Origin of the sequence: Pseudonocardia sp. HH130630-07, assembly GCF_001698125.1 — a bacterium.
Taxonomy (GTDB): domain Bacteria; phylum Actinomycetota; class Actinomycetes; order Mycobacteriales; family Pseudonocardiaceae; genus Pseudonocardia.
Genome location: NZ_CP013855.1, coordinates 55859 through 79093, shown reverse-complemented (window position 1 = coordinate 79093; position 23235 = coordinate 55859). Strand labels below are relative to the sequence as shown.

Sequence of the window (23235 nt, the reverse complement as noted above, 5' to 3'; positions counted from 1 at the left end):
CCCCGCCGTTCCGGAGGACCACACCCCATGACCACGCTCGACGAACGTCGGCGCGAGCTGATCGCCCGGCGCCTGGCCGAGGCAGGACTACAGCGCGACCGGGACTCCTCCGGTGACGCGACCGTCGCCGACGACGGCCGGACCGATTTCGCCCTCACCCCCGGCCAGCGTCGTGCCTGGCTGCGCCAGCAGGTCCACCCCGGCAGCGTGGCGGACAACCTGGGTGTGCGGCTCACCATCGACGGCGAGGTGTCGGAACCGGCGCTGGTGGCTGCGCTGCGGCACCTGGTGGCCCGGCACCCGGTGCTGCGATCCACCTTCCACGGCGGATCCGGCGACGACACCGCGCCGATACAGCGGGTCCACCCGGCACCGGAGGACCCGGTCGTCGTCACCGACCTGACCGATGCCGACGACGACGCGCGGGCCGCCCGGGTCGAGAAGATCGCCCGCGAGCAGGTCCGGCGTCCGTTCGACCTCGCCGTCGAGGCGCCGCTGCGCCTGGATCTGCTCCGGGAGTCCGGCTCCCGGCGCACCGTCCTGCTGACCACCCATCACGTGGCCTGGGACGGCCCGACGTTCGCCGTCGTCGCGCGGGACCTCGAACGGTCCTACGGTGCCGCGCGAGCCGGGACACCGCTCGACGAGACCCCCGCACCGGGCCCCGGCCGGCTCGTGACCGCGGACGGGCAGGACGCGCCGGATCTCGCCCCGTGGCGCGAGATCCTCGCCGAGGCGGTGCCCGGCCCGTTCTCCCACCAGCCACCCGCCGACCCCGGCGCACCGGCCGAGGCGGCCAGGCGCACCGACCGCGACCTGTCCGCCGCCGCCGCGCAGGGGGCCCGCCGGCTCGCCCGCGAGCTCGGCACGACCCCCTACACCGTGGTACTCGCCGCGACCGCCGCCGCGCTCGCACCGTTCGGCCCGGACCCGCGGCTGCGCCTGGGGACCGTGGTCTCCGACCGGGACGCCGAGGCGGCCGAGGGGGTCGTGGGCAACCTCGCCGACCTCGTCGTCGTGCCGACGTCGGTGCACGCCGGGGACACGGTGGCCGATCTCGTCGCCCGCGTCGGCACCGACGCGGGATGGGCACGCGGACACGCCGTGCCCTACGACCGGCTGGTCACGGCCCTGGGCGCTCGCTCCGGCGGCGGCCCCGCCGACCTGATCGACGTCACGGTGGACCTGGTCCCGCGGGGCGGCGCGGGCCCGCGGCTGCCCGATGCCACGACCACGGTGACCCGCACCGACCCGGGTGCGTCCGCACAGCCGCTGCTGCTGGAGTTCTTCGCCGACGACGACGCACTGCGTGTAGAGGCGGTGCACACCCTCGCGCGCCTCGATGACGCGATGGTCGCCGCCGTCCTCGACGGCATCGAGCGCGTGCTGTCCTCGGCCACGCCGGCGTCGCGGCTCACCGCGCTGCTCGCCGGCCCGGCCACGGAATCGGACATTGCACACGACACGGCGCCGGTGGCGGAATCGGGTGGCTCCCCCGCGGAGCTACTGGCCCGGCGGGCGGCCACCGCCCCCGGCGCCCCCGCGCTGGTCCACGACGGTGGGGAACTGGGCTACGCGGACCTCGACGCCGCGGTCGACGCCTTCGCCGACCTGCTGCGCACGGCCGGAGTGGCGGCCGAGACCCCGGTGGCAGTGCTGCTGCCCCGTTCGGCCGAGCTGGTCGTGGCGCTGCTGGCCGTCGCGCGTGCGGGCGGGCTGCTCGTCCCGCTCGACCCCACCTACCCGGCCCCGCGCCGGCGCCTGGTCCTCGACGACGTCGCCCTGGCCGTCGTCGTGACCGGCGATGCCCCGCCGGTGGCCCTCCCGGCCGGCGCCGCGGTCCTCGGCCCGCCGTCGCTGCACGCGCACGGCCTAGTCGCGCCGTTCCCGGTGCCCGACCCCGCCGCGGCCGCCTACCTGATCCACACCTCCGGATCGACCGGCCGGCCGAAAGGGGTGCTCGGCACGTACGAGGCCTTGGCGAACCGGCTCGCCTGGGCCGCCGCGGCCTGGCCGGTGCGCCCGGGCGACACCCGGCTGGTGAAGAGCTCAGTGTCGTTCATCGACGGTCTCACCGAGCTGTTCGCCGCGGTCGCAGGCGGCGCCCGCATCGTGCCGGTCGACGACGCCACCGCCGGCGATCCCGCGGCGCTCGCCGAGCGGGTCACCAGGTCCGGCACGGCCCAGCTCACCGCGGTGCCCTCGCTGGTCGAGGTGCTGGCCGCCGCCGGTGCACCCGCGCCCGGGCAGCTCGCCCGGTTGGTCTGCTCCGGTGAGCCGCTGACCGCATCGGTCGTGGCCGCGGCCCGCCGCTGGGCCCCCAATGCCGAGATCGTCAACTCCTACGGCTCCTCCGAAGTCGCCGGAGACGTCCTGGCCGGGCCCGTCGATTCCGCCGCCGACGGCCCGGTCACCGTGGGCCAGCCGGTGCCCGGTACGACCGTGCGGCTGCTGGACCGCTTCCTCGGTCCGGTGCCCGACGGCGTCGCCGGGGAGCTCTACGTCGGAGGCGTCCAGCCAGCGCGCGGCTACGCCGGACGCCCGGCGGAGACCGCGACCCGGTTCGTCGCCGATCCGCTGGACACCGGCGGGCGGCTCTACCGCACCGGTGACCTCGCGGTCCGGCTGCCCGACGGCCGCTACCGGCTGCTCGGCCGCGCCGACGACCAGGTCACCGTGCGCGGTGTCCGGGTCGAGCCCGGTGAGGTGGAGGCCACGCTGCAGGAGCTGCCCGACGTGACCGACGCCGCGGTCGTCGTCCGGTCCACACCGGGCGGTCCCGCACTAGTCGGGTACCTGGTTCCGGCCACAGCGACGTCGCCGGACCTCGATGCACTCCGTGCGCAGCTGGCGCAGCGGCTGCCGGCGGCGTTCCTGCCGTCGGCGCTCGTCGCGCTTCCCGAGCTGCCGCACACCCCCAGCGGGAAGCTCGACCGGCGCGCCCTGCCCGAGCCAGTGGTCACCGCCGGCCGTACCCCCCGCGACGACCGCGAGCGGGAGCTGTGCGGCCTGGTCGCTGAGGTGCTCGGACTCGACCAGGGCGCCATCGGCGTCGACGACGATTTCTTCGCTCGCGGCGGCCACTCGCTGTCGGCGCTGCGCCTGGTCAACCGGATCCGGGAGCGCTGCGGGACCGACCTCACAGTGCCCGAGGTGTTCGCCGCGCCCACCGTGGCCGGTCTGCGGGCCGTCGTCGACCGTGCCTGCGCGCCGCCCGCGACCGCGGCCGAACCCGTGCGGCGCTCGGACGGCGCACCCACCGAACTCGCCCCCGCGCAACGTCAGATGTGGACGCTATACCGGCTAGAGGGCCCGGCCGCCACCTACAACGTGCCACGGGCCTGGACGGTCGACGGACCGCTCGACGTCACGGTCCTGCGCGACGCGCTGGCCGACATCGTCGCCCGGCACGAGATCCTACGCACGACCTACCGGGACTGCGGACCCGACACCGACGGCGACGTAGCGGCCGTCGTGCACCCGCCCGGGGAACTCGTGGCCCAGGTCGGCTGGTGCGACCTCGCCGGCCGTGACCCCGACGAGCTGGTGGGCCTGCTGGTCCGGCACCGCTTCGACCTGGAGCAGGAGGCCCCGATCCGGGCCGACGTCGTACACGTCGGCGAGGATCGCTACCTGCTCACCCTGGTGTGCCATCACATCGCCGTCGACGAGTGGTCCTACCGCACCCTGCTCGGTGACCTCGGGACGGCGTACGCGGCGCGCGCCGCCGGGCGCGAGCCCATGCTGCCCGAGCCCGCGCTGCGCTACTCCGACGTCGCGGCCTGGCAGGCCGGAACGGTCGGCAGCCCGCAGAAGCCCACCCCCCTGGCCCGCGAGCAGCTCGACATCTGGGAGCGGACGCTCGCCGGGGCGCCCGCCGAGACGACCCTGCCCGGGGACCGTCCCCGGCCGGAGCGGCCGTCGGGCCGCGGCGCGGAGCTGATCGGCGAGCTCGACCCGGAGCTCGTCACGGCGCTCGGGGCGTTCGCCGACCGGTACCGGGTCAGCATGTTCATGGTGTTGCACGCCGCGCTGGCGGTGCTGCTGGACGCCTCCGTCGACGCCGACCGCGACGCCGGGGCCAACGGCGCCAGATCGGTGGTGATCGGCAGCCCGGTGTCCGGGCGCCGCGCCGCCGGGACCGAGGACGTCGTCGGGTTCCTGCTGAGCACCCTGGCGCTGCGGGTCGACCTCGACGGCGACCCCACTCCGGGACAGGTGCTGCACCGGGTCCGCGCCGCCGACCTCGCCGCGATGAGCCGGTCGGACGTCGCGTTTCCCCAGATCGTCGAGCGGATCGCGCCGGCACGGTCCGGGCGGCACCCCCTGTTCCAGGTGGAGCTGGTCTACCTGCGCACCGACACCGGGATCAGCGAGCTCGAGCTGGCCGGCACCGACACCGCCACCCGGTGGGTCGGGACCGGGACCGCCAAGTTCGACCTGACCTTCGCCTTCTTCGAGGCCGCCACCGACGAGCGCCGGATGCGGATCGTCGTCGAGTACGCCCTCGATCTCTACGACCCTGCGACCGTGCAGGCCGCGCTCGACCGACTGGTCGCCGTCCTGCGCCGATTCGTCGCCGATCCCGACGCCCCGCTGTCGACCCTGCGCGACTTCGGCGCCCCCGCCGTCGCCCGGCCGCCGGCCGCACCGGTCGGGCCTGCCAGCACCCTCGGGGAGGTCCTCGCGGCGACCGCGGCCCGGCACCCGTCGGCGACCGCGCTGGTCGCGGGCGAGGACCGCCTGGACTACGCGGTGCTGGAGGAGCGGGTGGCCCGGCTGGCCGGGGCGCTCGTCGCCCGCGGGACCGTGCCCGGCGACCGCGTCGCGGTGGGCCTGCCGCGCGGCGTGGCCATGGTGGTGGCGGTGCTGGCCGTGCTGCGGGCCGGTGCGACCTACATCCCGCTCGACGTCGACGCGTCCTCAGCGCGGACCACGACGATCCTCGACGACGCCCGGCCGCGGCTGGTCCTCGCCGGACCGGACGCGCCGTCCACGGTGACCGGCTCCGGTGTCGCGGTGCTGACCGTCGACACCCGTGGGCTGCCCGAGGCCGGGACCGACACCGGTGCCGGAGCGGCCGGAGGTGCGGATGCCGCACCGCTCGACCGGCCGGTCCCGGTCGCGTCCGCGACCCCGGCGTATGTCATCTACACCTCCGGGTCCACCGGACGTCCGAAGGGCGTCGAGGTGTCCCACGCGGCGGTGCTGGCCATGCTCGCCGCGACCGTCGGACCGCGCGGCGAGATGACGGTCGGTCCCGACGACACGTGGACACTGTTCCACTCGGTGGCGTTCGACTTCTCGGTCTTCGAGCTGTGGGGCGCCCTGGCCACCGGGGGCACCGTCGTCGTGGTCGACACCGCGACCGCGCGCACCCCCGAACACCTGTGGAGCCTGATCGCCGAGGAGGGGGTCTCGGTGCTGAGCCAGACACCCTCGGCCTTCCACCCACTGGCCGCGGCCGAGCCCCCGGCGCGGGGCAGGGCCCACCCGCCCGCCCGCAACCTGCGCTACGTCGTGTTCGGCGGGGAGGCCCTGGACCCGCGTCTGCTGCGCGACTGGTTCGATCGGCATCCGGCCGGGACGCCGGTACTCGCCAACCTCTACGGCATCACCGAGACCTGCGTGCACACCACCTACCGCGAGATCAGACCGGCCGACTGCGACCGCCCGGTCAGCCCGGTCGGCGAGCCGCTCGCCGGGCTGGAGGTGCGGCTGCTCGACCACCTGCTGCGTCCGGCGCCGGCCGGGACCGTCGCGGAGATCTACGTCGCCGGACCGCAGCTCGCCCAGGGCTACGCCGGGCTGCCGGGCCTGACCGCGAGCCGCTTCGTCGCCGACCCCGACGGTCCCGCGGGCAGCAGGCTCTACCGGTCCGGTGACCTGGCGCGCCGCCGCGCTGACGGGTCCCTGGAGTTCGCCGGTCGTGCCGACGACCAGGTCAAGATCCGGGGCTACCGGATCGAGGTCGGCGAGATCGAGGCCGCCCTGCGCGAGCTGCCCGGGGTCGCCTCGGCGGTCGTCACGATGCGCACCACCGGGACCGACGACACCTCACATCGCAGCCTCGCCGGCTACGTCGTCGCCGCGCCGGGGGCGGAACCCGACCCGGCGACGTTGCGGTCGAGGCTGGCCGAGGCGCTCCCCGGCTACATGGTGCCCGCCGCGCTGGTCCTGCTCGACCGGCTGCCGCTCACGGTCAACGGCAAGCTCGACCGGGCCGCGCTGCCCGATCCCGGCACGCTCGCCCCGACCGTCGACGACCGGTCCGCTGCCGGTCCGCAGGAGCAGGCCGTCATCGAGGCGTTCACCGCCGTCCTGGGCACCCCGGTGGGGCCCGAGGACGACTTCTTCGCCGTCGGCGGGGACAGCATCCTGGCGATCCGGCTGGTGAACCGCCTCCGCCGCACCGGGCTGGTGCTCGCCCCGCAGGACGTGTTCCGCGAGCGGACCCCGGCCGCGCTGGTCGCGGCCGCCCGCTCGGCCGAGGACACCCGCGTCGGCGACGAGGCCACCGAGGTGCCGCCGTTCCCGATCGTGCAGCGCCTCGCCGAGCTGTCCGGGTCTCACCGCCGGCACAACCAGTCCGTGCTGATCGAGGTCGGCCCGGGACGGACGATCGCGACGCTGCGGACCGCGGTGGCCGCGCTCGTCACCACCCACGAGGCGCTGCGATTGCAGGTCACCGACGGACTGCGGGAGATACACGTGCGCCCCGCCGCCGACGTCACCGTTGACCCGATCGTGCACGAGGTGGAACTGCCCGACCCGCACGGCCCGGACGGTCGGCGGGTACTGGCCGAGGAGTCGGCCGCCGCGACAGCCCGGCTCGACCCACGGACCGGGTCGGTGCTGCAGACCGTGCTGTTCACCGTCCCCGGCGACGAACCGGACCTGCTGCTGCTCGTCGCCCATCACGTCGCCGTCGACGGGGTGTCCTGGCACATCCTGCTCGACGACCTCGACGAGGCGTGGTCGGCCGCCGGTGCCGGCCGCACTGTGCGGCTCGCACCGGCGGTCACCTCACTGGCCGAGTACGGCAGGCTGCTCGCCGGCCGGGCCACCGACCGCGCGACGCTGGCGGAGTACCGGCACTGGCAGCAGGTACTCGCCGCCGCCACACCTGTCCTGTCGGACGCGACCCCGCAGGTCCGGACCGCCACCCGCAGCGCGACACGCACCTCGACCAGGGTGCTGCCCGCTGACGTCACGGCCCGGATGCTGCGGTCGGGTCACGACGGCACCGAGCTCAGCCTCGCCGCGACCGTCGAGGCCTGGCACCGCTGGTCCCCGAGGGGCCGCGACGATCTCGTCGTCGATCTGGAGCGCCACGGCCGCGAGGAGCTGGCACCGGGGGTCGACCTGTCCCGCACGGTCGGCTGGTTCACCGCGCTGTTCCCGGTGCACCTGGTCCGCCACCCGGACCCCGCGACGCTGCTGGCCGATGTCCGCGATCGGCTCGGCGGCCCCGCCGCCACCGGGATCGGCTTCGGGGTGCTGAGGTACCTGCACCCGCAGACCGGCCCCCGCCTGGCCGCGCTCGGCACCCCGCCGGTCCTGGTGAACTACCTGGGCCGGATGGACGGCGCGTCCGCGGTCGTCGGCCCGGACGACCCCCGCCGCATCGCCGCCCGCGCCGACCAGGACCCCGACCTCGAGGTGCCGCACACCTGCGAGATCGAGGCGATGGTGTGCCGTGGACCGCAGGGTCCGCAGCTGCACGTCTCGCTCACCGCACCGGGCGCCGTGCTGGGCGCCGACGACCTGGACCTGCTCGCCCGGCACTGGGCGCAGGCACTCATCGACATCGTGGACGATCCCGCCGTCGCGGGCCCGTCCGGAGGACCGGCATGACCCGCGCCACTGAGACCGCATCCGACTCCGCCGACCCCGCCGCACCGGTGCGGGAGCTGGCGTTGCTGCCGTCGGTGGCCCGCCTGGCCGAGGAGTCGCCCGACGCCGGCCCCGGCCGGGTCCGCGGCGTCCTGCTGCGCCACCGCGGCACCGTCGACCCCGACCGGCTCCGGACGGCCTGGGCGCAGGTGCGGCGCCGGCACTCGGCGCTCACCACCCTCGTCGAGGAGCTTGCGCCGTCGGTCTGGTCCCTGCAGGCCGGTGCGCCCGGCCCGGACGACCCCGGCACGGTCCCGCAGGGTGACCCGGGCGCGGTGCTCGCCGAGCTCGCCGCACAGCTGGACCCGTTCGCCGGTGACCTCACCCGGATCGCGCTGCTGTCCGGCGGCGACGGCCCGGGCGAGCTTTCCGGCGACGGGGTCCTGCTCGCGGTGCACGAGATCGCCGCCGACGACCGCGCCGTCGTGCTGCTGGCCGAGGATCTCGCCCTCGCCTACTCCGATCCGACCGGGGCCGACCGGGCCGCGGCCGGTCCCGACGATGGCGCCCTGGCCCTCGCCGAGCGGCCTGCGCCGTCGGCGGAGGTCGTCGCGGCCTGGACCGCGATCCTCGCCCCCGCCGCCGTCCCGGACATCGCCCCGATCTCCGGTGGCGCTCCCCGACGGGCCACCGCGACGGCGCGCCCGGGCAGCCCCGGCGCCGCAGGCACGGCGGTGGTCGACGTCGCGGTCACCGCACTGGCCGCGGCCCTGCGGGAGACCGGGTACGCCGAGGACGACCTCGTCGTCGACGTGCAGGACGGGACCCGTCCCGACCTGGGGGCCGACCTCGACCGCGCGGTCGTCCCGCTCGCGGGTACCGAGCCGGTGCGCGTCACCCCGGCCGGGGTGCGCCGCGCCCCGACCGGCCCGCACTCCGGCTTCGACCACCACCGCTTCCTCGACGCCCGCGGAGCCCGGGAGCTGGCCCCGCTGGGCGTGCCCACGGTGCTGCTGCGCCGCCACCCCGAGCCCGACCCGGTCCTGCCGATCGACTGGGCAGGCGCCGAACGGGTCGACGGCGCCGGCGCACCCGAGCCGGGACGGCTCGTCGTGGACCTGGTGGAGCACGTCGGCGCCACGACCGTCATCGTCCACGGCCCGCTCGGTGACGCCACGGCCCCGGTGGCCGAGGCCGTCGCCACGGCACTCGGCGGGGCTGCGCACCACCTGCTTGGCACCTCCGTGACGGTGGAACCGGCCGAGCTCACCGCCCTCGCCGACGAGGCACCCGCGCCGCTGCGCGCGGTGCTGCCGCTGTCCCCGCTGCAGGCGGGCATGTACGTGCAGAGCGTCATGGACGCCGACCGCGACGTCTACTACGCACAGAACACCTTCCGCATCGCCGACCAGATCGACGTCGACCGCATGCGGGCGGCCGCCACCCGGCTCGGCGCCGTCCACCCCGCGGTCCGGGCCGGTTTCAGCGGGGACACGGCCGCCGGGCCCGTGCAGTACCTGTGTGCCGAGCACCCGGTGGACCTGACAGAGGTCGACCTGCGCGCGGTCGACGACCCGGACGCCGAGCTCGCCGCCGTGCTGGCGCGCGACGCCATCGTCCGCTTCTCCCTCACCGATCCGCCGCTGCTGCGACTGACCGTCGTCCGCACCCCCGACGACGACGTGCTGGTGCTGACCTACCACCTGCTGCTCTGGGACGGCTGGTCGCGCGCCCGGGTCCTCGACGACCTGTTCACCCTGTACCGCGGTGGCGCGCCGCACCGCCCGCGCCGCTCCTTCGGCGAGCACCTCGCCGCGCTCACCACCACCGACCGGGACGCCGACCTCGGGATCTGGCGCACCTACCTCGACGGCGCCGAGCCCACCCTGGTCGCCGACGACGTGCGCGGCCGTGAACTCGTCGTCCCCGACGTGCTGCACACCGAGCTCTCGGCCGCGCTGACCGGTCGGCTGGAGGCGGCTGCCCGGCGTGGCGGTGTCACCCTCAACGCGCTCGCCCAGACCGCACTCGCCCTCGTCCTGGGTGCCGAGACCGGCCGCACCGACGTCGTGTTCGGAGCGACCGTCTCCGGCCGTCCCGCCGACGGCGACGGCCTGGAGGACACCGTCGGGGTCTTCCTCAACACCGTCGCGGTGCGGCTGGGCCTCGACCCCCGGCGCGACCTGCTCGACCACGCCCGCCGGCTGCAGGACGACCGGGCCCGCCTCATGCCCCACGACCACGCCGGTCTCGGTGACGTCCTCGCTGGCCGCGACGGCGACCTGTTCGACAGCCTCTACGTGCTGCAGAACTTCCTCGACACCGACACGTTCACCGGCTTCGCCCGGGACAACGCCGTCACCGCGATGGATTACTCCGACCACACGCACTTCCCGCTGACCTGGGTGCTCGCACCCGGCCCACGGATCGTCGTCCGGCTGGAGCACCGCCCCGACCTCGTCGACCCCGCCACCGCACAACGGCTGCTCGACCGCTTCGTGCAGGCCCTGCGCGCGGTCACCACCGACGGCACCCCAGCCGGGTCGGTCGACCTGCAGACGCCCGCCGAACGCGCGGCCTGGGCCACGCGGACCGCGGACGCCGCTGTCGAGGTGCCGGGCGTGACGATCGCGGAGCTGCTCGCGGAGCGGGCTGCGGTCTGTCCGGGGCGGACGGCGCTGGTCGCGGCGGGGGAGCGGGTGAGTTTCGGCGAGTTGGACGCGCAGGTGAGCATGCTGGCCCGGGTCCTGATGGTGCGGGGGGTGGGACCGGAGTCGGTCGTGGCGCTGGGGCTGCCTCGCTCGGTCGGCAACGTCGTCGCTTTGTTCGCGGTGCTGCGCGCCGGGGCGGCCTATGTGCCGCTGGAGCTGGACCATCCCGACGAGCGCCTTGCGGAGATCCTCGCCGCGTCGGGGGCGGCGCTGCTGGTCACCGACTCCGCCGTCGCCGCTCGCTTCGACCCGGCCGTGCCGCAGGTGCGGCTCGACGACCCGGACCTGGTCGAGGGGGTCGCGGACACGCCACTCACCGATGACGAGCTGGGGTCGTTCGCCCCCGGCACCCCGGGCCGGTTGGACCACGCCGCGTACGTGATCTTCACGTCGGGCTCGACCGGGCGCCCCAAGGGGGTGGTGACGCCGTTCCGGGGGTTGACGAACATGCAGGTCAACCATCGTCGGGAGATCTTCGCGCCGACGATCGCCGCGGCGGGTGGTCGGGTGTTGCGGGTGGCGCACACGGTGTCGTTCGCGTTCGACATGTCGTGGGAGGAGCTGCTGTGGCTGGTGGAGGGGCACGAGGTCCACATCTGTGACGAGGAGCTGCGTCGCGACGCGGAACGGCTCGTCGAGTACTGCGGTGAGCACCGTGTGGACGTGGTGAACGTGACCCCGACCTATGCCCACCATCTGTTCGCGGCGGGTCTGTTGGACGGTGATCATGTGCCGCCGTTGGTGCTGCTGGGTGGTGAGGCGGTGCCGGAGTCGGTGTGGTCGCGTCTGCGCGACACCGAGGGCACGTGGGGTTACAACCTGTATGGGCCGACCGAGTACACGATAAACACCCTCGGCGCCGGCACCGACGACAGCGCCACCTCGACGGTCGGGCGACCGATCACCAACACCCGCGCGGTCGTGCTCGACCCGTGGTTGCGCCCGGTCCCCGACGGTGTCGTCGGCGAGCTGTACGTCGCCGGTGTCGGCCTGGCCCGGGGCTACCTGGGCCGGCCGGATCTCACCGCGGAGCGATTCGTGGCCGACCCGGAGATCCCCGGTGGGCGGATGTACCGGACTGGTGACCTGGTGCGTCGTCGTCCGGACGGCAATCTTGACTTTCTGGGCCGTGGCGACGACCAGCTCAAGATCCGCGGCTATCGGGTGGAGCCGGGGGAGATCGAGACCGTGCTGGCAGGCGTCGACGGCGTCGACCAGGTCGCGGTCGTCGCCCGCGAGCACGCCGAGGTCCCCGAACAGCGCCGCCTCGCCGCCTACCTCGTCGGCGCGGGGGCCGACCCGCGGACCGCCCGCGACGCCGCCGTCCGTGCCCTTCCTGACTACATGGTCCCCACCCTGTGGTCGGTCGTCGCGGCCCTGCCGCTGACGGTGAACGGCAAGCTCGACACCGCCGCGCTGCCCGAGCCGACGCCACTGGTCGCCGCTCGCAGCCGCGAACCGGCCACCGCGACCGAGCACACCCTCTGCCGGATCGTCGCCGAGGTCCTCGGCACGGATACGGTCGGCGTTGACGAGGACTTCTTCACTCTCGGCGGCGACAGCATCTCCGCACTGACCACCGCGAACCGGGCCCGCAAGGCCGGGCTGCGGATCCGCCCCCGGCACGTCTTCGAGGCCCGTACCGTCGCCCGCCTCGCCGAGCACCTCGGCGACGGCGCCCTCACGGACACGGTCCCGGGCGGCGGCACCGCAGACCCCGCTCCGGTGGACTCCTCCCCGGCGGGCGAGGCCATCGGCGACGGCGGACCCACCCTGGCCGAGGTCGCCGCCCGGCCGCGCCGGGCCGCCGCCGACGGCACCACCGAGGCACCCGCCTCGCCAGGGCAGGTCCGGATGTGGGCGCATGAACAGCTCGCCGGACCGTCTGCCACCTACCTCATCCCACGGGCCTGGCAGGTCGACGGCCCCCTCGACGTCGCGGCCCTGGGCGCGGCCGTCGACGACCTTGCGGCCCGCCACGAGGTCCTGCGCACCACCTACCACGACACCGATGGCCGGCTCGTCCAGCGTGTTGGATCCGAGATCGCGCCGCGCACCGAGGTCCACGACCTCACCGGTGCGGGCGACGACCGGGTGACCGAGCTCGTCACCGAACTCGTCCGAACCCCGTTCGCGCTCGACGCCGAGTCCCCGCTGCGGCTGCACGTGGTGCGCACCACCGCCGACCGGCACCTCGTCGTGCTCGTCGTGCACCACATCGCCGTCGACGACTGGTCGTTCCGCGCTCTGGTGCGCGACCTTGGCACCGCCTACGCCGCCCGCGCCGCCGGGAACGGCCCCGGGTTCGCGCCGTTGCCGGTCCGCTACGCCGACGTCACCGCATGGCAGGCCGAACGCCTCGGCGACGCCCGCGACGCCGGTTCGCTCGCGGCGACCGAGCTCGACCACTGGGCCCGTATCCTCGACAGCTCGCCCACCGAGTGCACCCTCCCGCTGCGGCACGGCCGCCCCGAGGCCCGCACCGGCGCCGGCGCCGAGGTGCGCTTCACCCTCGACGCCGAGCTCACCGCCCGCCTGCAGCGCCTCGCCGCGGCGCACCGGGTCTCGATGTTCATGCTGTTGCACGCCGCCGTCGCAACCCTGCTCGACCTGCACGGCGCCGGCCCGGACACCGTCATCGGCGCCCCGGTGTCCGAACGCGACGACGACGTGCTCGCCGACGTCCTGGGCTTCTTCGTCAACACGGTCGCGCTGCGCCTAAATCTCACCGGAAACCCGTCGTTCACCGAGCTGCTCGGTCGGGCCCGCGGCACCGCCCTCGACGCGATAGCCCACCAGACGGTGCCGTTCGACCAGGTCGTCGAGCGGGTCAACCCCGAGCGCTCTTCCGCCCGCCACCCCCTGTTCCAGATCGAGATGGTGTATCTGCGGGTCGAGGACGACGCAGGCGACCTGGTGCTCCACGGCCTCGACGTCGAGCCCCGCCGGGTCGGCACCGGCACCGCCAAGTTCGACGCCACCCTCCAGTTCTTCGAAACCGCCGGCGCCGAGCCGGTCGTCCACGGCGCTGTCGAGTACGCCACCGACCTGTTCACCGAGCACGAGGTCACCGCCGTCGTCGACCGGCTCCGTACGCTGCTGGTCACCGTCGCCGCCGACCCGGACCGGCGCCTCGCCGAGCTGCCGGTCGCGGACCGGGGTACGCCGGTACCGCCGCTGCCGCCCCGCACCGTCGGCGGCACCCTCGCCTCGCTGTTCGACGAGGTCGCCACCGCCCGCGGCGACGCGACCGCCGTGGTCGCCGACGAGCGCCTGAGCTACCGCGAGCTCGCCGACCGAGCGTCCCGCCTGGCCGGGTTGCTCGCCGCCCGCGGGGTCCGACCCGGGGACCGGGTCGCGATCGCCGTCCCCCGCTCCGCCGCGATGGTCGTCGCTGTGCTCGGGGTCCTGCGTGCCGGCGCCACCTACGTGCCGCTCGACGTCACCGCCCCCGCCGAGCGCACCGCGCTGATCGTGGCCGACGCGGCACCGCGCTGCGCCGTCGTCGGCGACGCCACCCGTTCCCTACCCGGTGACGTCGACCTGGTCGTGCTGGACGACAGGGACACCGCGCGGGATGCGGCACCGCTCGCGCCCGTCTCAGTCCCGCCCGCCCAGCCGGCCTACGTCATTTACACCTCCGGCTCGACCGGCCGCCCGAAAGGCGTCGAGGTGCCGCACACCGCGGTCCTCGACCTCGTCGCCGCCGCCGACCGGCACTACGATCTGTCCACCGACGATGCCTGGTCGCTGTTCCACTCGATCGCTTTCGACGTGTCGGTGTTCGAGATGTGGGGAGCGCTCGCCCATGGCGCCCGGCTCGTCGTGCCCGATCAGGAGACCGTCCGTTCCCCGGAGGTGTTCTGGGAGCTGCTGCGCTCCGAGCGGGTCACGGTCCTCAGCCAGACGCCGTCGGCGTTCGACCAGCTCGCCGAAGCCGAGCCCGCCGGTGTGGGCGATGCGTTGCGCTACATCGTGTTCGCCGGGGAGGCGCTGGAGGTTCGGCGGCTGCGCCCCTGGTATGCGCGCCACCCCGAGGACGCACCCCGGCTGGTCAACATGTACGGGATCACCGAGACCTGCGTGCACACCACGTTCCGTGCGCTGCACCGCGCCGACGCCGAGGCCGGGGTCAGCCCGGTCGGCGTCCCGCTCGACGGTCTCGACGTCGAGCTGCTCGACCACCGGCTGCGTCCGGTGCCCGACGGCGTTGTTGGCGAGGTCTACGTCCGCGGCGGCCAGCTCGCCCAGGGCTACCTAGCCCGGCCGGGCCTGACCGCGTCTCGGTTCGTCGCCGACGCTGGAGGGCGACGTCTCTACCGCTCCGGTGACCTGGCCCGCCGCGGCCCCGGCGGCGAGCTCGAGTTCACCGGCCGCGCCGACGATCAGGTCAAGATCCGTGGGTTCCGGGTGGAGCCCGGCGAGGTCGAGGCCGTCCTGCTCACCCTGTCCGGCGTCGGCCGCGCGGTCGTCCTGCCCTGGGAAGGTCCCGGCGGCACCCAGCTTGTCGCCTACGTCGTCGCCTCCGCCGGCGGCACGGAGAATGGTGTGGCGTCCGACCAGCGCCCCGACGGCGCCCGGCTGCGTGAGCAGCTCTCCGGTTTGGTGCCCGGCTACATGGTCCCGGCCGTCATCACCGTGCTCGACGCTCTCCCGCTCACCCTCAACGGCAAGTTAGACCGCCGCGCACTGCCTGCCCCGCAGGTGTCCTCGGCCGGGGGCCGTGCCCCCGCCGGACCGGCGGAGGAGGCCGTCGCCGCCGCGTTCTGCACCGTGCTCGGCGTGGACCGGGTCGGCGCCGACGACGACTTCTTCGCCCTCGGCGGCCACTCGCTGCTCGCGCTGCGACTGGTTCATGAGCTCGGCGGTGACGTCACCGTCCGCGCCGTGTTCGACCACTCCACGGTCGCTGGGCTCGCCGAGCTGGCCGGGCGCGGTGCTCCGGTGCGCCGCCCGGCGCTGTACCCGGCCGCCCGGGAGGGCCGCGAGCGGTCGCTGTCCGCCGGGCAGCACCAGATGTGGGCCCTGCACCGGGTGTCTGGCCCGGACGCCGTGTACGACGTGCCGAACGTGCTCCGCCTGCGCGGGCCGCTCGACACCGCTGCCCTGGCCGACGCCGTCGCCGACCTGGCGGTCCGGCACGAGGTGCTGCGCACCGTCTACGGCGCCGGTGACGGCGGTCGGGTCGGGATCGTCGCTGACCGCGACGCGGTGCGCGCGGCCGTGCTGCACGAGCGGGTCACCCCGGAGACCCTCGACGAGCGGATCGCCATCGCGGCGACCCACCCTTTCGACCTCACCGCGGAGCCGCCGCTGCGGGCAGTCCTGTTGGAGCTGGACCCGGCTGACCACGTCCTCGTACTGACCCTGCACCACATCGCCACCGACGAGTGGTCGTGGCGACCTCTGGTCCGCGACCTCGAACGCGCCTACGCCGACCGCCGCGCGGGCGGCGGCGCACCCGAGCCTGCTCCGGTGCAGTACGCCGACTTCGTCGACTGGCAGGCCGCCTGCCTGGCTGACGGCGCCGTCGCCTCGGCGGCGACCCAGCTCGACCACTGGCGCCGCATCCTGGACGGCGCCCCCCCGGAGTGCACCTTGCCTGCGGACCGGCCGCGGCCTGCCACACCGACCGGTGCGGGTGGCGTTGCGCGGGTCGAGATCGGGCCCGAGCTGACCCGCGCGGTGCACCGGGTGGCCCGCGAGCGCGGCGTCACCACGTTCATGGTGCTGCACGCAGCCCTGGCGGTGCTGTTGGCCCGGCACGGATCCGCCGGATCGGACACCGTAGTCGGCACCCCCATCTCCACCCGGTTCGACCCGTTGCTCACCGACGCCGTTGGCTACTTCCTGAACACCCTCGCGTTGCGTCTCGACGCCCGTGGCGACCTCACCGTCGGCGAGTTCCTCGACGCGGCCCGGGCCGCGGACCTGACCGCCTACGACCACGCCGACGTAGCCTTCGCCGAGGTCGTCGGGGCCGTCGGGCCGCCACGGGCACCGGGCCGGAGCCCGCTGTTCCAGGTCATGCTGGTTTGTCTGTCCGGCGACACCGACGTCGTGCTGCCGTCCTTCGACGGGGTCGAGGTGAGCACACACCACGTCGACACCGGCACCGCGAAGTTCGACGCGTCGTTCAACTTCCACGACGCGCCGGACCTGCTTACCGGGGTCGTCGAGTACGCCGCGGACCTGTTCGACGCCGACACCGTCGCCCGCGTCGCCGACCGGTTCGTCACGGTGCTGCACGGCCTCGTCGGGGACCCGGCCGCGCGGGTCGGCACGCTCGACGTGCTCGCCCCAGCCGATCGGGTGCTCGCCGCGGAGCGGGCCCACAGTTCCGCGACGCCGGTGCCGGGCGTGACGATCGCGGAGCTGCTCGCGGAGCGGGCTGCGGTCTGTCCGGGGCGGACGGCGCTGGTCGCGGCGGGGGAGCGGGTGAGTTTCGGCGAGTTGGACGCGCAGGTGAGCATGCTGGCCCGGGTCCTGATGGTGCGGGGGGTGGGACCGGAGTCGGTCGTGGCGCTGGGGCTGCCTCGCTCGGTCGGCAACGTCGTCGCTTTGTTCGCGGTGCTGCGCGCCGGGGCGGCCTATGTGCCGCTGGAGCTGGACCATCCCGACGAGCGCCTTGCGGAGATCCTCGCCGCGTCGGGGGCGGCGCTGCTGGTCACCGACTCCGCCGTCGCCGCTCGCTTCGACCCGGCCGTGCCGCAGGTGCGGCTCGACGACCCGGACCTGGTCGAGGGGGTCGCGGACACGCCACTCACCGATGACGAGCTGGGGTCGTTCGCCCCCGGCACCCCGGGCCGGTTGGACCACGCCGCGTACGTGATCTTCACGTCGGGCTCGACCGGGCGCCCCAAGGGGGTGGTGACGCCGTTCCGGGGGTTGACGAACATGCAGGTCAACCATCGTCGGGAGATCTTCGCGCCGACGATCGCCGCGGCGGGTGGTCGGGTGTTGCGGGTGGCGCACACGGTGTCGTTCGCGTTCGACATGTCGTGGGAGGAGCTGCTGTGGCTGGTGGAGGGGCACGAGGTCCACATCTGTGACGAGGAGCTGCGTCGCGACGCGGAACGGCTCGTCGAGTACTGCGGTGAGCACCGTGTGGACGTGGTGAACGTGACCCCGACCTATGCCCACCATCTGTTCGCGGCGGGTCTGTTGGACGGTGATCATGTGCCGCCGTTGGTGCTGCTGGGTGGTGAGGCGGTGCCGGAGTCGGTGTGGTCGCGTCTGCGCGACACCGAGGGCACGTGGGGTTACAACCTGTATGGGCCGACCGAGTACACGATAAACACCCTCGGCGCCGGCACCGACGACAGCGCCACCTCGACGGTCGGGCGACCGATCACCAACACCCGCGCGGTCGTGCTCGACCCGTGGTTGCGCCCGGTCCCCGACGGTGTCGTCGGCGAGCTGTACGTCGCCGGTGTCGGCCTGGCCCGGGGCTACCTGGGCCGGCCGGATCTCACCGCGGAGCGATTCGTGGCCGACCCGGAGATCCCCGGTGGGCGGATGTACCGGACTGGTGACCTGGTGCGTCGTCGTCCGGACGGCAATCTTGACTTTCTGGGCCGTGGCGACGACCAGCTCAAGATCCGCGGCTATCGGGTGGAGCCGGGGGAGATCGAGACCGTGCTGGCAGGCGTCGACGGCGTCGACCAGGTCGCGGTCGTCGGCCACGGCGCCGCGACCGGCCCGACGCGGCTGACCGCCCACCTCGTCCCCGCATCCGGCGACATCCCGCTCGACCCGGTCGCCGTGCGCGACGTCGCGGCCCGACAGCTGCCCGACTACCTCGTGCCCACGCTGTGGTCGGTCGTCGCGGCCCTGCCGCTGACGGTGAACGGCAAGCTCGACACCGCCGCGCTGCCCGAGCCCGCGCCGCTGGCCACCGCCCGCAGTCGCGCGCCGCGCACCCCGGTCGAACGGATCCTCTGCCGGATCCTCGCCGAGGTCCTCAGGGTGGACACGGCCGGCGTCGACGAGGACTTCTTCGGCCTCGGCGGCGACAGCCTGTCCGCGATCGGGATCGCCGACCGCGCCCGCGCCGCCGGGCTGTCCCTGCGGGTCCGCGACGTGCTGGCGCACCCCACCGTGTCCGGCCTCGCCGCGGCCCTCGGCGACGATCCCGACCTCCCGGACCACACCGGGACGGACAGCGAACCGGACACCGGGACGCCGGCGACCGCCGACACTGGGCCCGTCGACGCCGTCTCCGCCGACCGGATCGAGCTCACTCCGGTCATGCGCCGGCTCGAGGAGGTCGGCGGGCCGATCACCGGCTACCACCAGGCCACCCTGGTGCGGGCCCCGGTGTGGTTCACCGCCGACGATCTCACCGGTCTGGCCGGGCGGCTGCTCGACACCCACCCGACCTTCCGCGCCGCGCTGGTGACCGACGACGACGGCCGCTGGGAGTATCTGGACGTCGCCCCGGCCGGGACGACCGACCCCGCGTTCCACACCCGCCGGATCGACGCGACCGGCCTCGGCGACGAGGATCTGGCGGCCGCCGTGACCGCCGCCACCGTCGCCGCCCGCGACGAACTCGACGCCGCGCCCGGCGGCATGCTGCGCCTGGTGTGGCTTGACCGCGGCCCCCGAGTAGCCGGGCGTCTCGTCGTCGCCGCGCACCACCTCGCCGTTGACGGCGTGTCCTGGCGGCTGCTCGTCGACGACGTCGCCGCCTGGGGTCCCGGCGGTAGTGGCACCCCCGCCGCCCCGGAACGCACCACCTTCGCCCGGTGGTCGCGGCGGCTCGCCGAACACGCCGCGACCGCCTCGGTCCGGTCCGAATACGACGAGTGGGCCCGCCGCGTCGCACGGTCGGCGCCGCTGCCGCTGCGCCGACCCCGCACTGCCGGCGACGTCGTCGCCGACGAACGGCGGCACAGCGTCGTCCTCCCGGCTCGATTCGGCACCGCGCTGCTCGTCGACCTGCCGCGCCGCAGCGGCGCCGGACCGGACGGCGTGCTGCTCGCCGCGCTCGGCGAGGCCCTCCAGGAGCTCCGCCCCGGCGGACCCGTCCTGGTCGACACTGAGAGCCACGGGCGTCTCGACGACCTCGCCGACATCGAAGCCTCCGACGGCCGGTGCGACCCCGCACGCACCGTCGGCTGGTTCACCGTCGTCGCCCCGGTCCCGGTCGGCCCGGCCGGTCCCGACCCGCTCGAGGCTGTCGGGCGGGTCGCCGGCGCCCAGCGCGAGTTCGGTGACGGCGGCATCGGCCACGGTCTGCTGCGCTTCAACGCCGCAGCCGGACAGGCCCTGGCGGCGTCCGGCGCCGAGGTCGAGCTGAACTACCTCGGGCGGATCGCCGCCGCCCCACCGCCGCGCGACGACGCCTTCTCCGCTGCACCCGAGACCGCGGCGGTCCAGGTCGGCGCCCCCGGCGACGTCCGGTCCGGGCACGCGCTCGTGGTCGATGTGCTCGCTCGGGAGACGCAGGACGGGCCCGCGCTGGAGGCCACGTTCACCCACGCCCGCGGCGTGCTTGACGACGACGCCGTCGACCGGATCTCCCGCCGCTGGACCGAGACCCTTGAGGGCTGGGCGCACATCGCCCGTACGGAGGACCGATGACTGGGATCATGCTTGACCTCAGCCCGCTGCGCGAGGACCGGACCTTCCGGAACCTGTTCGTCGGGCGCACGATCCTGCTGTTCGGGGTCGGCGTCGTCGCGGTGACCGTGCCGCTGGAGGTTTACACCCGCACCGGCTCCACCCCGACCGTCGGGCTGGTGTCCGCCGTCGAGTCGGTCGCGTTCCTGACCGGGTTCCTCGCCGGTGGCGTGCTGGCCGACCGCACCGACCGCTGGCGGCTCGTCCGCATCACCTGGGCGCTGAGTGGGGCCTCGTTCGCGCTGCTCGCCGTCAACGCCGCGGTGTGGGAGTCGACCCCGCTCACCGCGTTGTTCGTCGCGGCCAATGGGCTGTCCGGATCGGTCTGCATCACCGCCATGCTCGCCGTGATGCCGTCCATCGTGGATCGTTCGAAGCTGCACGCGGTCGGCGCGCTCAACACCGTGTCGCTGCGGCTGGGCTCGGTTCTGGCCCCGGTCCTCGGCGGTCTCACCTTCGCTGTCGGCTCCGCTGCCTGGAACTACGTCGCCGGCGCGGCGGCCGCTGCGGTTACCTGGCTGCTGCTCGCGGTCACCCCGCGGCCCGGCCACGGCCGGATCGCGACGCCCCCGGTCGAGGATCCGGAGGCTCCCGGCGCGGACGGGTCTGCCCCGGACACCGCGGAGGGCCCGCTGCGCGCGCTGCGCACCGGTGGCCGGTTCGTCCTGGGCGAGCCCGCGGTGCTCGGGGTGATGGTCGCCGGGGTGGTGGGCATGCTCGGCGGCGGCTCGGTCGTGCTGGTCCCGGCGCTGGTCGCGGCTCGCTTCGACGGTCTCCCGGTCGCCGTCGGCGCGATCTACGCCGCGCTCGCGCTGGGCGTCGTGCTGGGCTCGCTGGCCAGCGGCTGGGTCCGGCGCCATCCACGGCCCGGGCTGCTGCTGCTCGCGCTGATGGTCGGGTGCTTCGCCCTCTACGCGCTGGCCGGTGCCGCCCCCGCGCTGTGGCTGACGCTCGTCGCGCTCGTCGCGGCCGGCGCGGTCAACGCGGTCGAGGAGGTGCTGCGCTACGCGCTGCTGCAGCTGAGCACCCCCGACGCGCTGCTCGGGCGGGTCAACAGCCTGTTCTCCGCCCAGGCGATGGGCGGCGCCGCGGTCGGCGCCCTTGTCGCCGGGACGGTCGGGGGGATCGTCGGCGACGCCGACGCCCTGTGGGTCTACAACGCCGTGATGACGGTGGTCGCGTTCCTGGCGGGGGCCCTGCTGCGTCCGCTGCGCCGCATCACCCGGGAGTCGGTCGAGGAGCGAGTCGCATGATCTTCGTCGGGGACGGGGCACTGCTGTGGCGGGCCGTCCGGTACGCACTGGACCGCGGGCACACCGTGGACGCGGTCTGCCACGGCCCGCGCAGCGCCGCACCCGAGGGGCTGTCTGCCCTGGTCGTCGTGCACGAGGTCGCCGACGGCGCCGCGCTCGACGGGCTGGCCGGAGACCTCACGGCCCGGTGCGGCGACGGGCTGCTGTGGTCGCTCGACAACCCGTTCCTGCTGCGCGACGGCCTGCTCGGCTCGGGTCTGCGGATGCTCAACGTGCACGGCGGGCCGCTGCCCGGCTACCGGGGACTCCCGCTCGCGACGGTGGCCCACGCCATCCTCAACGGCGAGCGGGAGTTCGCGGCGACCCTGCACGGGATAGAGGCCGGGATCGACACCGGACCGGTGCTGGCCGAGTCCCGGTTCCCCATCGACGACGACGCCGTCTTCGAGGACGTGATGACCGACCTCGTCGACGCCGCGCACGAGGTGTTCACCGAGCACCTCGACGCGGTCGTCGCCGGCGTCGGACCGACGCCGTACCGGCCCGACGGAATGCCCGGCTACTACGGCGTCGCCGAAGCCCGCGCCATCACCGGCATGCGCGACCACCCGAGGTACGACCGGGCGACCGAGCTCGGCTTCTTCGCCGACGTCTACCCCGAGGCCGCGCTGGCCTGGGGCACGGCCGGAACGTGACGAACGTGATGAATCTGAGAGAGGGCGATGATCGTCGGCAGACCGATCCTGACTCAGGTTCGCCTAAACACTGAACAGGAGAGGACGGCCATGCACGGAACCAGGAGGATCGTCAGCGGCGCGATGCTCGCGATCCTGACACTGCTTGCACTCACCGCCTGCGGCAGCGCTGCGGAGCCCGGCGGCGACCAGCCCGCGGGCGGTCAGGGCTCCGGGACGTTCCCGGTCACCATCGCCCACGCGCTGGGCGAGGCCACGATCCCGGCGGCGCCCACCCGGATCGTGGCGCTCAGCTACGAGCAGGACCTGCTGAGCCAGATCGGGATCACCACCATCGGGCACAACGAGAACGCCGTCACCCCCGGCAAGCCGTACCCGTGGGAGGAGGGCAAGGTCGACTTCACGGGCAGCACGGCCGTGGTCGAGCCGTCCCAGGAGGTGAACCTCGAGAAGATCGCCGCGCTCGACCCGGACGTCATCCTGGCGACCAACCTCAGCACGATCGACAAGTTCTACCCGCAGCTCAGCCGGATCGCGCCCACGGTCACCTACCAGAAGGGCTGGAACTCCGACACCTGGCAGGAGAACGCGGCGCTGATCGGCAAGGCAGTCGGCAAGGAAGCCGATGTCGCCCGCGTGGTCCAGGGCGTCGAGAAGAAGATCGCCGACACGGCCGCGGCCATCCCCGGCCTGCGGGGGAAGACCTACGCCACCGCCTACTACTACGAGCGCGGGACGTTCGTCGTCCCCACCGACTCCACGACCACGATGCCCCAGGTCTACGCGGCTCTCGGGCTGAGGATCGACCCGGAGATCGCCGCGAACGTGAAGAACCGGTCGCTGTCGGCCGAACAGATCGGCCTGCTCGACGTCGACTACCTGTCGTTGTCGTTCGCCAACGCCGACCTGCGGTCCCAGCTGTTCGCCGATCCGCTGTTCGCCGGCCTCGACGTCGTGAAGCAGCAGCGCCACTTCGAGTCCGATGAGGCCGGCGCGGTCGCCGAGAACTACCCCTCGGTCCTCAACATCCCCTGGACCATCGACCGCCAGGTCGACGTCCTCAAGAAGGTCGGCGCCGCGACCGGCTGACCCGGCACCCGGCGTGCCCGCAGC

5 protein-coding genes are annotated in these 23235 nt (G+C 74.4%); all 5 read left to right on the top strand.

Annotated elements, in window-relative coordinates:
• The first annotated feature begins 27 nt into the window (after nt 1–27).
• The gene (locus AFB00_RS29470; protein WP_068800833.1) at nt 28–7857 is read left to right on the top strand and encodes a non-ribosomal peptide synthetase; all 7830 of its coding nucleotides are present in this window, start codon (nt 28–30) and stop codon (nt 7855–7857) included.
• On the top strand, nt 7854–20135 hold the full coding sequence (locus AFB00_RS29465) for a non-ribosomal peptide synthetase (protein ID WP_068800832.1): 12282 nt from the start codon (nt 7854–7856) through the stop codon (nt 20133–20135). The genes AFB00_RS29470 and AFB00_RS29465 overlap by 4 nt, the downstream gene beginning before the upstream one ends.
• A gap of 8 nt (nt 20136–20143) precedes the next feature.
• Nucleotides 20144–21427: an MFS transporter gene (locus AFB00_RS29460; RefSeq protein WP_231974574.1), complete on the top strand. Its 1284-nt coding sequence runs from the start codon at nt 20144–20146 to the stop codon at nt 21425–21427.
• The gene (locus AFB00_RS29455) at nt 21424–22122 is read left to right on the top strand and encodes a formyltransferase family protein (protein WP_068800830.1); all 699 of its coding nucleotides are present in this window, start codon (nt 21424–21426) and stop codon (nt 22120–22122) included. Before AFB00_RS29460 ends, AFB00_RS29455 begins: the two co-directional genes overlap by 4 nt.
• Nucleotides 22123–22212: 90 nt before the next feature.
• Entirely contained in the window at nt 22213–23211 is a 999-nt protein-coding gene (locus AFB00_RS29450; protein ID WP_068800829.1) for an ABC transporter substrate-binding protein, read from the top strand.
• Nucleotides 23212–23235 lie beyond the last annotated feature (24 nt).

What these genes read in the sequence shown, in the direction of transcription:
- AFB00_RS29470 (WP_068800833.1), top strand. Translation starts at nt 28, where the DNA reads ATGACCACGCTCGACGAACGTCGGCGCGAGCTGATCGCCCGGCGCCTG.
- AFB00_RS29455 (WP_068800830.1), top strand. Translation starts at nt 21,424, where the DNA reads ATGATCTTCGTCGGGGACGGGGCACTGCTGTGGCGGGCCGTCCGGTAC.
- AFB00_RS29465 (WP_068800832.1), top strand. Translation starts at nt 7,854, where the DNA reads ATGACCCGCGCCACTGAGACCGCATCCGACTCCGCCGACCCCGCCGCA.
- AFB00_RS29460 (WP_231974574.1), top strand. Translation starts at nt 20,144, where the DNA reads ATGCTTGACCTCAGCCCGCTGCGCGAGGACCGGACCTTCCGGAACCTG.
- AFB00_RS29450 (WP_068800829.1), top strand. Translation starts at nt 22,213, where the DNA reads ATGCACGGAACCAGGAGGATCGTCAGCGGCGCGATGCTCGCGATCCTG.